The sequence below is a fragment of the Candidatus Krumholzibacteriia bacterium genome (assembly GCA_035268685.1).
Lineage (GTDB): Bacteria > Krumholzibacteriota > Krumholzibacteriia > JAJRXK01 > JAJRXK01 > JAJRXK01.
Genome location: DATFKK010000078.1, coordinates 22,898 through 35,779 on the forward strand (window position 1 = coordinate 22,898; position 12,882 = coordinate 35,779).

General features: G+C 67.5%; 13 protein-coding genes. 6 read left to right on the top strand and 7 right to left on the bottom strand.

Annotated features, from left to right (window positions below; all coding sequences use genetic code 11):
* Positions 1 to 165 carry a DUF5989 family protein gene (locus tag VKA86_07670; protein HKK71080.1) on the top strand — a complete coding sequence of 55 codons (165 nt, stop codon included), beginning with the start codon at positions 1 to 3 and terminating at the stop codon, positions 163 to 165.
* A 25-nt stretch (positions 166 to 190) separates the two neighbouring features.
* On the opposite strand, the gene VKA86_07675 is transcribed toward VKA86_07670, so the two are convergent.
* The 3 genes from VKA86_07675 to VKA86_07685 form a co-directional block, all read right to left on the bottom strand.
* Positions 191 to 2,203: a protein-L-isoaspartate(D-aspartate) O-methyltransferase gene (locus VKA86_07675; GenBank protein ID HKK71081.1), complete on the bottom strand. Its 2,013-nt coding sequence runs from the start codon at positions 2,201 to 2,203 to the stop codon at positions 191 to 193.
* Between the two features lie 129 nt (positions 2,204 to 2,332).
* Positions 2,333 to 3,874 (bottom strand): sodium/solute symporter, encoded by a 1,542-nt coding sequence (locus VKA86_07680; GenBank protein ID HKK71082.1) that lies wholly within the window; start codon positions 3,872 to 3,874, stop codon positions 2,333 to 2,335.
* Between the two features lie 19 nt (positions 3,875 to 3,893).
* Positions 3,894 to 4,940 (bottom strand): alpha/beta fold hydrolase, encoded by a 1,047-nt coding sequence (locus VKA86_07685; GenBank protein ID HKK71083.1) that lies wholly within the window; start codon positions 4,938 to 4,940, stop codon positions 3,894 to 3,896.
* Between the two features lie 202 nt (positions 4,941 to 5,142).
* Between VKA86_07685 and VKA86_07690 the strand changes: the two genes are divergently transcribed.
* Positions 5,143 to 6,411: an MgtC/SapB family protein gene (locus VKA86_07690; GenBank protein HKK71084.1), complete on the top strand. Its 1,269-nt coding sequence runs from the start codon at positions 5,143 to 5,145 to the stop codon at positions 6,409 to 6,411.
* Positions 6,412 to 6,418: 7 nt separating this feature from the next.
* Here VKA86_07690 and VKA86_07695 read toward each other — a convergent pair whose 3' ends face one another.
* Together VKA86_07695 and VKA86_07700 are read right to left on the bottom strand one after the other, a co-directional pair.
* Complete coding sequence (locus VKA86_07695; GenBank protein HKK71085.1) at positions 6,419 to 7,360, bottom strand: radical SAM protein; 942 nt, start codon at positions 7,358 to 7,360, stop codon at positions 6,419 to 6,421.
* 32 nt (positions 7,361 to 7,392) lie between these two features.
* Positions 7,393 to 7,710 carry a cupin domain-containing protein gene (locus VKA86_07700; protein ID HKK71086.1) on the bottom strand — a complete coding sequence of 106 codons (318 nt, stop codon included), beginning with the start codon at positions 7,708 to 7,710 and terminating at the stop codon, positions 7,393 to 7,395.
* 181 nt (positions 7,711 to 7,891) lie between these two features.
* On the opposite strand from VKA86_07700, the gene VKA86_07705 reads away from it, so the two are divergent.
* The 4 genes from VKA86_07705 to cfa all read left to right on the top strand — a co-directional run bounded on the left by VKA86_07705 (position 7,892) and on the right by cfa (position 11,273).
* Positions 7,892 to 8,050, top strand: a complete 159-nt coding sequence (locus VKA86_07705; protein ID HKK71087.1) for a hypothetical protein — start codon at positions 7,892 to 7,894, stop codon at positions 8,048 to 8,050.
* The gene (locus VKA86_07710; GenBank protein HKK71088.1) at positions 8,047 to 8,871 is read left to right on the top strand and encodes a helical backbone metal receptor; all 825 of its coding nucleotides are present in this window, start codon (positions 8,047 to 8,049) and stop codon (positions 8,869 to 8,871) included. The genes VKA86_07705 and VKA86_07710 overlap by 4 nt, the downstream gene beginning before the upstream one ends.
* Positions 8,872 to 8,951: 80 nt before the next feature.
* Complete coding sequence (locus tag VKA86_07715) at positions 8,952 to 9,803, top strand: hypothetical protein (GenBank protein ID HKK71089.1); 852 nt, start codon at positions 8,952 to 8,954, stop codon at positions 9,801 to 9,803.
* Between the two features lie 270 nt (positions 9,804 to 10,073).
* Positions 10,074 to 11,273: a cyclopropane fatty acyl phospholipid synthase gene (cfa, locus tag VKA86_07720; GenBank protein ID HKK71090.1), complete on the top strand. Its 1,200-nt coding sequence runs from the start codon at positions 10,074 to 10,076 to the stop codon at positions 11,271 to 11,273.
* On the opposite strand, the gene VKA86_07725 is transcribed toward cfa, so the two are convergent.
* Complete coding sequence (locus VKA86_07725) at positions 11,196 to 12,311, bottom strand: BamA/TamA family outer membrane protein (GenBank protein HKK71091.1); 1,116 nt, start codon at positions 12,309 to 12,311, stop codon at positions 11,196 to 11,198. The genes cfa and VKA86_07725 overlap by 78 nt on opposite strands.
* Before the next feature lie 181 nt (positions 12,312 to 12,492).
* The gene (locus VKA86_07730) at positions 12,493 to 12,762 is read right to left on the bottom strand and encodes a translation elongation factor-like protein (protein ID HKK71092.1); all 270 of its coding nucleotides are present in this window, start codon (positions 12,760 to 12,762) and stop codon (positions 12,493 to 12,495) included.
* Between the last annotated feature and the right edge of the window lie 120 nt (positions 12,763 to 12,882).

Below are 12,882 nucleotides of genomic sequence, written 5' to 3' on the forward strand. Positions count from 1 at the left end.
ATGAGCCGAGTCGGATACGGGTGGGTCCTGGTCAAGGAGTTCGTCCACTTCGCACGCCACCACAAGGTGTGGTGGATCGTGCCCCTGGTCCTCGTCCTCGGGCTCGTGGTGGGACTGGTGGCGGTGGGCCAGGTGTCGGCTCCGTTCATCTACACGCTGTTCTAGGCAGCGGATCCACCGGATCGCCCCCTCACAGCCCGAACGGATAGGTCTCGGGGACTCCTTCCAGGTCGCCGGTTTCCAGACTCCGCACCGCCGAGGTCTCGTCGAACCACACGTATTCGTCGAACTGCGACGGCAGGGAAGCCTGGAAGTAGTGGCTGAGCAGCTCCGACTCGGGCCGGTAGATCACACCGATTGCACGCTGGAGCCGGGGGTGCCGCAGATGCTCGCGCAGCTCCGGACGTCGGGGGTTCCGCAGGTGCAGGAGGAAGGCTTCGACCGAGGACTCGTGGCACAGGCGCTCGTAGCTGTCCTCGTGCGAGGGGCGCACGTCCATGATCTCCATCGGGGCGTCCCAGTTCTGTGCAGCCGCCACCTGGCCGTGATGGGTGCCGAAGCCGATCGCGTAGGCCCGCTCCCCGAAGTGTTCACGGCAGAGCTGGCCGATGTTCAGCTCGCCGCGTGCGCTCATCTCGGTGGCCCGCGCGTCGCCCACGTGGGAGTTGTGTGCCCAGACGACGGCTCGGGAATCGGGCCCGATGTGGTCGAGGGCCGCCAGGAGGGTGTCGAACATGTGCTGATCACGGAGATTCCACGACTCCCGGCTGCCGTAGTACATGGTCCGGTAGTAGCGTTCTGCGTCGCGGACCAGAGTGGCGTTGCGTTCGGCGTCGAAGAACTCGTCGCCGTCGAGCTCGAGGTATTCGACGCGTTGTTGCAGGAGCTCCCGCAGGGTGGAGATCGCGTCGCTCTCGCATGGTTCCATCCGTCCGACGACGGCGGCGCGCCCGTAGGTGGCCGGGTCCATCTCCCACGGCGAGAAGCACGAGTAGCGGACACGGGCCGCCTCCGCTGCCGTCGGATCGACGCGTTCCAGGTATGCTAGAACGGCACCGATCGAGTTGTTCAGACTGTAGAGATCCAGCCCGTGCAGTGAGACCTTCCGGTCGTGGGGGCGTTCGCGGTTGAGATCCACGAGCCAGTCGACGAAGTCCCGGGTCTCGGAGTTACGCCACATCCAGGAAGGGAATCTCGAGAAGGGCGGGACACGCAGGCGGTTGGGGCTGCGGCCACGAACGTGACCGTCGAGCGCGCGGGTGTCGGGCCAGTCGGCCTCGAGCGCGACCATGTCGCACTTTCCGGCGCGAATCAGTTCCTGGGTGATGCGGGCGCGCATGCGGTAGAACTCGCTGGTGCCGTGACTGGCCTCGCCGATCAGGACCACGCGGGCGTCGCCCACGCGTTCGACGAGCGCGTCGACGGTGGTATCGTCGATGCTGTCGAGTGGTTCGGCCTCCTCGGCGATCAGTGTCGCCAGAGCCGTGCGCTCCGGAGGAGCCACGACGGTGGGTTCCGGGCGGTGCGGCGACACTGCCGGGGTGCCGTCGGCGGCCCACCCCTCGGTTCCGACCAGCGGCACGAACTGGACGGCGCCCAGGGATTCACGTTCGTAGTCCTCCTGGCCGGTGCGTCGTACGAGCAGGAGCTCCTGGGAGCGGAGATCCCGGCCGACGGGAACCACCAGACGACCCCCGACGGCGAGCTGTCGGAGGAGGCTGTTCGGAATCTCCGGCCCTCCGGCCGACACCATGATGGCATCGTAGGGCGCGTGTTCGGCCCATCCCTGCGTGCCGTCGGCGCAGAGGACGTGCACGTTGTCGTAGCCGATCTCACGCAGGCGCTTGGCGGCGGAATCGGCGAGGCTCTGGTGCATCTCCACCGCGTAGACCTCGCGGGCCACACGGCTCAGCACCGCTGCCGCGTACCCGGATCCCGCCCCGACTTCCAGGACGCGTTCGTCTCCTTCGAGTTCGAGTGCGTCGATCATCAACGCCACGATGAAGGGCTGCGAGATCGTCTGTCCCTCCTCGATGGGCAACGGGGCGTCTTCGAACGCGAACTCGGCCATCTCCTCGCCCACGAAGCGCTCACGGGGAACGGTCCGCATGGCTTCGCAGAGGGCGCGGTCGGTCACGCCCCGGGGCTCGATCTGCTGGGCGACCATCCGGCGGCGGCTCTCGGCGAAAGCGGTGTCGTTCATGGCGTTCCTTCCTGGCGTGGACACCTTCGCAGGATGGCGGGGTCGCGCAGTCGATCCCATCGGTCCCCGGGACGACGTCGGCCTGCGATGACCCACCGGTCGTCGGTGGGGGACCGCCCCAACCGGGGCTCACCACCACCACGCGACCAGTGCCAGCGCCAGCGCCGCCAAGCCACCCGAGAGCACACGGTGGTTGCGGTACCATGGTTCCCCGCGGAGGCGCTCGGTCTCCTCGTGCCACGACCGGGGGCGCCAGGTGTGCGCGGCGACCTTCTCGGGGTCGGGAGCTTCTGCCCAGAGGGCGCTCGCGGCGAGAACGCCCAGACTGAGGACGAACACGAGGCCCGACGCATAGAGGAACTGCAACGACACGAGCCCGAGGATCTCGACCGCCGACCAGGCGATCGCGCCGAGGGGCACGCCGACGACGATGGTGGCCACGGCCCCGAAAGCGTTCGCGCGCGGCCAGAAGATCCCGGCCAGGAAGACGGCGACGATGGGCGGGGTCACGTAGGCCAGGATGGACTGCAGATACTGCCACAGGGTGGGGAAGCTCAGGATCACCGGAGTCCAGAGCACCGCGACGGTCATGAGCACGACGGTCGCCCATCGTCCGATCCACACGAGCGTGCGGTCGCGTGTCCGCGGACGCAGAGTCTTCACGAAGTCCACCGTGAACAGGGTCGAGGCCGAGTTCAGGATGGCCTCGAGGCTCGAGAGGATCGCGGCGGCGAGTGCGGCCAGGATCAGCCCCCGAACTCCGATGGGGAGCACGTCGAAGGCGAGCGCCGGGAAGACGAAGTCGGGCCGTTCGAGGTCCGGGTACAGGCTGGTGGCCATGACGCCGGGCAGGATCAGGATGAACAGGTTCGGTAGCTTCAGTACGCCGGCGAAGAGGGCACCCCAGCGCCCCTGGTCGAGGTCTCGTGCACCGAGCGCCCGTTGGATCACGAACTGATTCGTGCACCAGAAATAGATCCCGATCAGCAGGATCCCCGTGAACACTCCGGGCCACGGCAGAACCGGATCGGACGCCGGTTGGATCAGGTGCAGCGCTCGTTCGGGCGCCGCCTCCCTCACCGCGTCCCACGACGGCACTCGCAACCACGTGAGCACGGCGATCACCGATCCGCCGATCAGGATCAGCGCCGCCTGCACCGTGTCGTTGATCACGACCGCGCCGAGACCACCGAAGAAGATGTAGGCCGTGGCCAGCACGGCCGTGATGGTGACGGTTCCCCACAGCGGAAACCCCGGGATCAGCACCTGAGCGACGGCGGCTCCGGCGTACAGAGCTGCGGCGGCGTCGACGAACACGTTGGCCAACAGCAGGAATCCCGAGAAGGCCAGGCGTGCCCGGCGGTCGAAACGCCGTTCGAGGAACTCGGGAGCGGTGTAAACCCGCGCCTTCAGGTACAGAGGCAGCAGGAACCAGATGAAGAAGATCAGGATCAGCGCCGGGAGCCACTCGTAGTGGAACACGGCGATGCCGTCGTGGTACCCGCTGCCCGGCAGCCCGACGAAGGTGCTGCCGCTCATGTTCGAGACGTAGAACGACAGGCCGATGATCGGCCAGCGCAGGCTGCGTCCGGCGAGGAAGTACTCTTCGGAGCCGGCCGCCGCTCCGCCCGCACCATGTCGTGGGGAGAGCGGCGGCGCCCATGGGGAGATCCCGGAGGTCCGGCGTGGGCTACTCGGTGGGCTTCAGGTAGCGGCCGAGGAAGTCGTAGACCTCGCGCCGGGACTCACGCGCGCGGATGCTGTCGACGCGGTTCATGGAATGGCCGCCCGGGAAGTCCTCGTAGATCTCGTACTCGAAGTCCTTGTCGTGTGCCTTCAGGGCATTGATCAGATGTTCGACCTCGAGCACGTGCACGTCGCGATCGTTGGTCGTGGTGTGGATCAGCAGCGGTGTCTGCAGCTTGTGTGCGTTCCAGGCCGGGGAGCGCTCGCGATACTCCTCGACGTTCTCGTAGGCGGTCTCGCCGATGTGGTAGTCGACGGAGTAGAGATCCCGGTACCCCTGGGTCTGGTAGCCCATACGCGCGACCAGGTCGCTCACGGGAACGCCCGCGTACGCCACGTCGAACTTGTCGGGGTGGTCGAACACGCTCAGGAGCGCGATCAGGCCGCCGTGGCTCCACCCCAGGATGCCCACGTGCTCCGGGTCGACTCCGTCGACGGCCTCCACTGCCCAGTCGCGCGCGGCGACGACGTCCTCGATCTCGAGTCCGCCGTAGTCGATCGCCTCGTAGGTCGACCGCCCGTAGCCGGTCGAGCCGCGGTACTCCGGCGCGATCACGACGTATCCCTCGGCCATCAGCTCGCGCACGATGTGCGTGTAGTAGGTGTTGAAGTCGCCGTGGACGCCGCCATGGGGGAAGACGAGAAGCGGCAGGTCGCCCGTACGGTCACGCGGCGTGAAGACGTAGCACCAGGTCTTGATCGGATGCCGCTCGTTCTCGATCCCGTAGGTCTCCTCGCCCCGAGGATTCGGCACGGTGGGAATGTAGACCTTGTCGATCTCGGCGACGTCACCCACGCGCTCGAACCACAGGACGTCGTCGATCTTCTTCTGCAGGCGATCGATCGCGAAGTCCTGGTCCTCGAGGTGTTTCTCGAGGGCTTCGAGCTTCTCGAGGAGGTCGGCGCGGCTCGGACCGTCGCCCTGGGCGAGAGCGGCCGACGGGCCGGCGATCGGCAGGAGAGCGAGGAGAGCGAGGATGCGGTACCACATGGGGGTCCTCCGGAAACGGACGAAAGGGTCGATGTTGCTCGACCATAGATCCCGGGCGGTGGCACGTCCACCGGTCGTGCCACCGACGCAGGCGTGGGTGCTGGTGTCGTCTGCGGATTTGCGACTGCGTCGAGGATCCTGCACTCTGAAGTGCGGACCGGCGGAGTCGGTGTCGACCCGTCGGGCCTCAGGAGGAGGCTCGATGACTTCGGACGCCCTACAGCCTCTCGCGCTCTCGCTCGGCCTTGGCCTGTTGGTCGGTCTGCAGCGGGAGTGGGTCGGTGGCCACAGCATCGGCATCCGCACCTTCCCGCTGATCGCCGTCTTCGGCTGTCTGTGCGGTCTGCTCGCGGAGGACTGGGGCGACCTGCTGATCGCCGCCGGACTGCTCGTGTTGGGTGCTCTGCTCGCGATCAGTCACCTGGTGCGTGAGCACCACGGCTTTGGTAGTGCTTCGCACGACGGTACGGTGGATGATCCACCCGGCCTGACCACCGAGATCGCCGCCGTGCTGATCTTCGCGGTGGGAGCCGTCCTCGCGGCCGGGCGCACGGAACTCGGACTGGCCGCCGGCGGTGCCGTGGCGGTGCTCCTGCACTGGAAGCGTCCTCTGCACCACTTCGTCGAGCGCGTGGGGCGCACCGATCTGACCGCCATCATCCGGTGGGTGCTGATCGCCCTGGTGATCCTGCCCGTGCTGCCCGACCGCACCTACGGCCCCTTCGACACCATCAATCCCTTCGAGATCTGGATGATGGTCGTCCTCATCGTCGGGATCAGCGTGGTGAGCTACCTCGCGTCGAAGTTCATCGGTCCGCGCAAGGGGTCGGTCCTGGGAGGTCTGCTGGGGGGATTGATCTCGAGCACGGCCACGAGCGTCAGCTACGCGCGCCGGGCGCGGGAGTCGGAGTCGTCGGCTCCGATCGGCGCCTTCGTGGTGCTCGTCGCGTCGACGGTGGTGTTCGTGCGCGTGTCGATCGAGGTCGCGGTGGTGGCCCCGGAGATCCTCCCGCGGGTGCTCCCGCAGTTCGCGGTCATGACGGGAATCATGGCGACCATCGCCGGGGTGGCCTGGCTCCACGCCCGGTTCAGCGAGCCCGAGACCCCCGAGCCGAAGGACCCTTCGGAGCTGCGGTCGGCCATGGTCTTCGGAGGGCTGTACGCCGTGGTCCTCATCGCCGTCGCGGCCACCGAGAGTCGCTTCGGCGACCGGGGACTCTACGTGGTGGCGGCCTTGTCGGGCCTGACCGACATGGACGCGATCACGCTGTCGACGGCGAAGATGATCACCGAGGAACGCATCGGCATCGACACCGGTTGGCGCATGATGGTGATCGGCGCCCTGGCGAACAACGTGTTCAAGGGCGTGGTCGTCGCGGCACTCGGTGGTCTACCGATCGGGCGTCGGGTGAACGTCGGCTTCGCGGCGTCCCTGGTGGGTGGGGCGCTGCTGCTCTGGTTGTGGCCCTGACCTCGGCTCACACGCCGGCCGGACGGCGAAGGTAGTAGGTGTGACCTTCGTGGTCCACACGGGCGAGCCGTCCCTCGTCCACCAGTTCCTCGACCACCTGCCATGGTGCTCCCCGTCGCTCCAGCGTACTGCGGACCGCACCCTCTCGCATGGGATGCACGCTGGCGATGGCGAGGATCGCCTCGGCCGGGTCCCCCGTCGTGGCGAAGTCGTCGCCCTCGTACCCGATGAGCAACTCCACGTCGCGGACCTGTTCCCGCACGATGCGCTCGAAGATCGTCAGGGTCTCCGCATCGGGTCCGTGGATCCCGGATTCGGCCGGCGGCCGCGTGGGCACCGACAGGTACGCACGCCGCGTCCGGATGCGTCCCAGGTACGTGGCCAGCCGATGCGCGTGGTCGGCCGAGTCGTTCACGCCGGCCACGAGCATGGTCTCGGTCACGAGGGTGCCCCGGAACTCCGCGGCGAAGCGCTGGATGCCCTCGAGGACCGACGCGAGATCGAGGAAACCGTGGGGACGGTTGATCCGATGCCAGGTGGCCTCGTCGACGGCATCGACTTTCACCGAGATCCAGTTCGCCCCGGCCAGATCGGCGCGCACGCTCGGCCGATCCATCAACGAGCCATTGGTCATCACCGCGACCGGGAGCCCCGTGCGGTGGACGCCCTCGATGGCGGCACCCAGACCGGCATCGAGGGCCGGCTCGCCTTCGGGGAGGAAGGTCAGGGTGTCGACGAGGACGTGTTGTTGCTTCAGCTCCACGAGTCGGTCCTCCACCGTGGCGACGATCGCCGCGGGAGGATGGAACTCACGGCGATCGGGCACGAGGTGCCGCGTGCGCCCGACCTGGCAGTACGTGCACGAGTAGGTGCAGGTGCCCGGCGGAACGTGGTCGATTCCCAGACTCCGACCCAGACGACGGGAGGGGACCGGTCCGTAGATCTGCATGGAAACGCCTCCCTTCGGAGTGTGCGCTCGGGTCAGTCGGTCCAGATCACCAGGATCTCCGCTCCGCGCTCCGACCGGAAGGGGCCGTGGTCGGAATGGGCCGGGATCCACTGGTAGGAACCGCGTGCGAGTCGTTCGCCGCCGGTGTCGATCTCGCCGTCGAGCACGTAGTGATGTTCGGTGATCACGTGCGAGTGACGATCCATCTCGAAGCCGGCGGGCAGCCTCAGGATCACGGTGCGGGGTTGTCCGTCGGAGCCGCGATGCAGCACCTTGCGTTCGGTGCCGCGGGGGTAGGTGTCGGCACGCTCCCAGGCAACCCGGGTCGTGTCGACGGCCGTGGTCGTCATCGGTCTTCACCCTTTCCCGGCGCGGGCGAGTTCGACGTCCCCGAGACCGTGTGCGAGTCCGGCCGAGGTCCTCGGACATGGCCCCCTTGCGACTTCGCCCCGCGCCCTCCAGCCTTGGGTCGACGGCCGGCCCGGGCCGGCCCGTTCGATTCCATGTTCGTCGAAAACGAAGGGGACGACGATGGCCCAGGTGAACCATCCTGCGAGCTACGAAGAGGACCAGGAGGGCAGGGGCGCCTACCAGGAGATCGGGCTGGCGATCACGACGGGAGGCGGTCCCTCGGTCGTGTACGGATCGACTTCGCTCGAAGCCGTCGAGCAGTTCGAGGGACAGCAGTGAGCGGGGGACCCACCGACGGAGGCCGACGGATCCTCGACCAGATGGGGCGCAAGGTCGTCGTTCCCGAACGCGTGCGGCGTATCGTGTCCCTCGTGCCGTCGCAGACGGAGCTCTTGTACGACCTGGGACTGAGCGCCGAGGTCGTCGGACGCACGAGCTTCTGCATCCATCCACGCGAGAAGGTGGACGGTGCCCGCGTCGTGGGAGGCACCAAGCGCTTCCGCTTCGACGTGATCGACGAGCTCCATCCGGATCTGATCATCGGGAACAAGGAGGAGAATTACGTCGAGGGGATCGAGCGCCTCGCCGAGTCGCATGCCGTGTGGATGAGTGACATCGAGACCCTCGACGAAGCCCTCGACATGATCCGCGCGGTGGGGGATCTGGTGCACCGCCAGGAGCGGGCCGAAACCCTGGCCACCGAGATCGAGGTGCGGTTCGGCGCTCTCGCTCCGACGCGCCAACGCCGTCGCGTGGCGTATCTGATCTGGAGGCGGCCGTACATGGCGGTGGGTGCGCACACCTTCATCCATGATCTCCTCGTCCGCTGCGGGTTCGACAACGTCTTCGCATCACCGGATCGTGCACGATATCCCGAAGTGACGATCGAAGAGATCCGGGCGTGCTCGGCCGATCTGGTTCTCCTCTCGTCCGAGCCCTTTCCCTTCGACGAACGGCACCGCGAGGAACTCGCCGACCTGCTGCCCGATGCCGACATCCGCCTCGTCGACGGTGAGATGTTTTCGTGGTACGGCAGCCGACTACTGCTCGCCGGCGAGTCCCTGCGGAACTTCGTGGTGTCGCTCGGTGGGGTCCGCTGAACGATCCGGTACGGATGCCGGAGGGCCTGTGGCATACTCGGAGGTGACGGGAGACATGACCCCTCGCCGAAGAGAGTCCGATGCGCGTCCTGATGGCATCCCTGTTGCTCCTCGCCTTCGCCGTCGCCGATGCCCCGGCGCGCGCCGAGAGTCCGATCGTGATCGTGGAACTCGCCGATGGATCGACGCTCCGCGGTCGGGTGGTGGCCGAAGACGACGAGGCGATCGTCCTGTTGTCGTCGTCGGCCGGACGTATCGAGATCCTGCGCACCGAGATCCGCTCGTTGCGCGAGATCGACGCCACCGACGAGCAGCGACCGGGGCGCGATCCCGACGTCAACACGGTCTTCTTCACCCCGACGCCGGAGACGATCGGCCAGGGCAATCGGTACTTCCGGAACTTCCTGTTGTTCTTCCTGAACGCCGGTTTCGGCGTGACCGACGACCTCGACATCAGTGTCGGGACGCTGTTCCCCATCTCGACCGAGTTGCTCAGCCTGAGCGGCGGGGCGAAGTGGCGTCTGCTGTCCCGCACCGAGGCGCCGGTCGGCTTCGCGCTCACCGCGAACGCGACCGTGATCGAGGACTACGCCTTCGGCTTCGCCGGCGGCGTGGTCGGAGCAGGGGGCGACGAACGCAGCCTGAACATCGCAGTGGGCCGCAGCTTCACCGAGGACGGTGACGACGACGGCCTGGTGTTCCTGGTGGGGGCCGACGTCCGGCTCGGCGACAGCACCAAGTTCCTGATCGAGTGGGGCAACAGCAGCGACGCGATCGAAGACGACGGCGATGCCTTCGCCGGCCTGGTCAATCTGGGAATCCGTTGGCACGGCGAGCGGATCAGTGCATCGCTCACCGGACTCCGCCCGCTGCTCGACGCGGGCGACACACTGCTCTTCCTGCCCATGACCATGGTCTCGGTGCATTTCTGAGGGCAGGGCTCTCCGGGTGCACCGTGACCGTGTTGCTCGCCCACGCCCGGCAGCCGCGGTCCTCGTCTGCTCCTCCCGGGAAAGATGGGTCGCCTGGGCGCCGGGTCCGGCGGCCCATGGACCGGATGATCGAGGCACTCGAGAACATGCCCGCGACCGGTCGGGAAAGCCCCCAGAGAGCGCCAGAAGCATCCCCGATGCAAGCAGGCCGCTGGCTCACCGAACGTTGTCGGAAGAGTTCTCGACGAGCCCCGGAGCAGGAGGACAGTCATGGGAAGCCAGGGTCTTCGCAAGCAGGTGCAGAGTCTTCTCGACCGGGCCGGGGTCGAACTCGACGGAACCCGACCGTGGGATCCGGCCATCCATGACCAGCGGTTCTTCGCCCGCGTCCTGTCGCAGGGCTCGCTCGGCTTCGGAGAGTCCTACATGGACGGCTGGTGGGACTGCGAACGGCTCGACCAGTTCGTCGAGCGCCTGAAGCGCGCGCGTCTCGACCGCGCCGTCCGCGCGCGCCCTCCCCTGTGGAACCTGCTGAAGGCGAAGGTCCTGAACCTGCAGTCGCGCGCCCGGGCCTTCGAGATCGGGGAACGCCACTACGACCTGGGCAACGACCTGTACGAGGCCATGCTCGATCGGCGGATGATCTACACCGGAGGGGTGTGGGACGGCGCGACCGATCTCGACACGGCCCAGGAGCGCAAGCTCGAGCGCGTCGCCCGCAAGCTGAAGCTGCGGCCCGGGCAGCGCGTCCTCGACATCGGCTGCGGCTGGGGAGGAACCGCGAAGTACCTGGCCGAGAACCATGGAGTGCACGTCGTGGGCGTGACCGTGTCCGGCGAGCAGCAGCGCCACGCCCAGGAGCTGTGCCGTGACCTGCCCGTCGAGATCCGCCTGTGCGACTACCGCGACGTGCACGACACCTTCGATCGGGTCGTGTCGCTGGGCATGATCGAGCACGTCGGCCAGCGCAACTACCGCACCTACTTCGACGTGGTGCAGCGTTGTCTGCGCGACGAAGGCCTGTTCGTGTTGCAGACCATCGGGGCGTCCGAGGCCGAGCCCGAGCCCGACCCCTGGATCGAACGCTACATCTTTCCGAACTCGATCCTGCCCTCGGCCAAGAGAGTGGGTGACGCCTTCGGCGATCGCATGGTGCTCGAGCACTGGGAGAACTTCGGGCCGCACTACGATCGCACCCTGATGGCCTGGCACGAGAACTTCGAGCGCGCGTGGCCCGCGTTGCGGGATCGCTACGACGAGCGTTTCCATCGCATGTGGAGGTTCTACTTGCTGTCGTGCGCCGGTGCGTTCCGGTCGCGGGCGATCCAGCTGTGGCAGATGGTGCTGTCGCCCGAGGGCGTGGTGGGTGGCTACCGCTTCGATCCGCCGCGGTCAGAACGCCTCGAGGAAGGCCAGGTAGAATCCGGTGCCTCCCTGGTCCGAGAAGCCCAGGTCGGCGCGGACGTGTAGGTTCTCTTCGCTGCTCAACTGCAGACGTGCGCCAATGCCGTAGACGGCGTGCAGATCGTCCAGCGACAGCGCGTCGAGTCCGTTCGCGACCCGTCCGACCCCGGTGAACACCGCCGTCCCGAGCCGCTTCCAGTGACCGGTGCGCACCTCTGCCTGCAGGGTGTACAGCGTGCGGTCGCGGAAGCGGCCGCCGAAGTACCCGCGCAGCAGGTTCGCGCCGCCCAACGAGGGCAGGCGGTCGAAGGGCACGTCGCCCGCGGTGTGGCGGAAGGTGAGCCGCGTGGCCAGCACCGGATCACCCGGCCAGCCCTTGCCGATCGTCCGGAACGCTCGCAGATCGAGCTGGTGGGCCGTGTGGTCGGTGCCGCTGCCCAGGGCGGACGCGCTGAGATCGGTGGCGGCCTGCAGCCACCAACCCGATCGGGGATAGAACACGTGATCGCGGCCGTCGTGGATCAACGACCAGCCGATCTGCACGAGGTCGGTGCCGTCCCACCCCGTCGGCCGCAGGCTCTCCAGGCGTCCGTCGTCGTCTCTGCGGACCATCTCCTGGGTCCGGGCGTAGAGCCGCGGCCCGGTCCGCCACCGCCCGCCGAACTCGTATTCCAGCAGGGCCGCGGCCTCGAACCCGCGCGGTGTGTAGACCTCGGAGCCGTCCGCGGGCGTGTCGTTGCCGAAGCCGAAGAAGTCGGCCGGGAATTCCTGGAAGCCGACCATGGCCTCGAGGTGCCAGCGTTCCCGGTCGAAGTAACGCTCGAACTCCGCGGCGATCGAGTACTGGTCGCGCGCGGTGTAGAGGAAGAGCAGCCCTGAATTCTCGCTGCGTGCGCCCTCGACCTGCCGCCGGGTGATGAAGCTCAGGGAGGCTCCGCCACCGAGTTCCGTCTCGTCCTGGTAGAACAGGAAGGGGAAGGGGACGATCGTGAGCGAGCGGCCGGGATCGGCGTCCGCGGATGTCTCGGCCGGGCTGACCTCCGGGCACAGAAGGAGGCAGAGCAGCGCGACGGCGAGGGTGCAATGGATCGCGGGGACGGGCATGCTTCGAATCGTCGTCGGGGCCTCGGGGCACGGCTCTCTGCGGTTGCCGCGTAGTGTATCCTGTTTCCGCGGCGGCCGCAGGGGCCCCCTTCCCCGGGGCCCGGCTCACGGACCTCGCGGTCCTCGTGGACACGGCACGGCACGCTGCGCGCGTCGGGCTTCACGATACGCCGAGCAGGGCTCAGCCCTCGTCGACGATGTACACCTCGTCGTGCTCACGCACGTGATCGCCCACCTTCACACCCACGCTCTCGCCAGGGTGGGCCTCGTGCACCGGATGATGGTCGATCTGCATCGAGTGGATCGGCTGCATCAGATCGGTCGTGTGGCCGATGATGTGGACCTGATCGCCCACGTGCAGATCGCCGTCGGTCAGGTCGATCGCGGCGACGCCCAGGTGTGAGTACCAGTGCGAGACCGTTCCGATCCTGTGTTCACGGATCTCGTCCATGGCTTCGCTCCCAGCTCGGGGGACTCTGCCGGGATCCGTTCCCATTGAAGCACAGTCGAGCCGGTCGGCGCCTGATGCCCTTCGATCATTTCGATGCCGACAGTAGCTTCGGTGCTCGCG

Coding starts and splice junctions, on each gene's coding strand:
- VKA86_07670 (HKK71080.1), top strand. CDS start 1: ATGAGCCGAGTCGGATACGGGTGGGTCCTGGTCAAGGAGTTCGTCCAC.
- VKA86_07675 (HKK71081.1), bottom strand. CDS start 2,203: ATGAACGACACCGCTTTCGCCGAGAGCCGCCGCCGGATGGTCGCCCAG.
- VKA86_07685 (HKK71083.1), bottom strand. CDS start 4,940: ATGTGGTACCGCATCCTCGCTCTCCTCGCTCTCCTGCCGATCGCCGGC.
- VKA86_07690 (HKK71084.1), top strand. CDS start 5,143: ATGACTTCGGACGCCCTACAGCCTCTCGCGCTCTCGCTCGGCCTTGGC.
- VKA86_07695 (HKK71085.1), bottom strand. CDS start 7,360: ATGCAGATCTACGGACCGGTCCCCTCCCGTCGTCTGGGTCGGAGTCTG.
- VKA86_07700 (HKK71086.1), bottom strand. CDS start 7,710: ATGACGACCACGGCCGTCGACACGACCCGGGTTGCCTGGGAGCGTGCC.
- VKA86_07705 (HKK71087.1), top strand. CDS start 7,892: ATGGCCCAGGTGAACCATCCTGCGAGCTACGAAGAGGACCAGGAGGGC.
- VKA86_07715 (HKK71089.1), top strand. CDS start 8,952: ATGCGCGTCCTGATGGCATCCCTGTTGCTCCTCGCCTTCGCCGTCGCC.
- cfa (HKK71090.1), top strand. CDS start 10,074: ATGGGAAGCCAGGGTCTTCGCAAGCAGGTGCAGAGTCTTCTCGACCGG.
- VKA86_07725 (HKK71091.1), bottom strand. CDS start 12,311: ATGCCCGTCCCCGCGATCCATTGCACCCTCGCCGTCGCGCTGCTCTGC.
- VKA86_07730 (HKK71092.1), bottom strand. CDS start 12,762: ATGGACGAGATCCGTGAACACAGGATCGGAACGGTCTCGCACTGGTAC.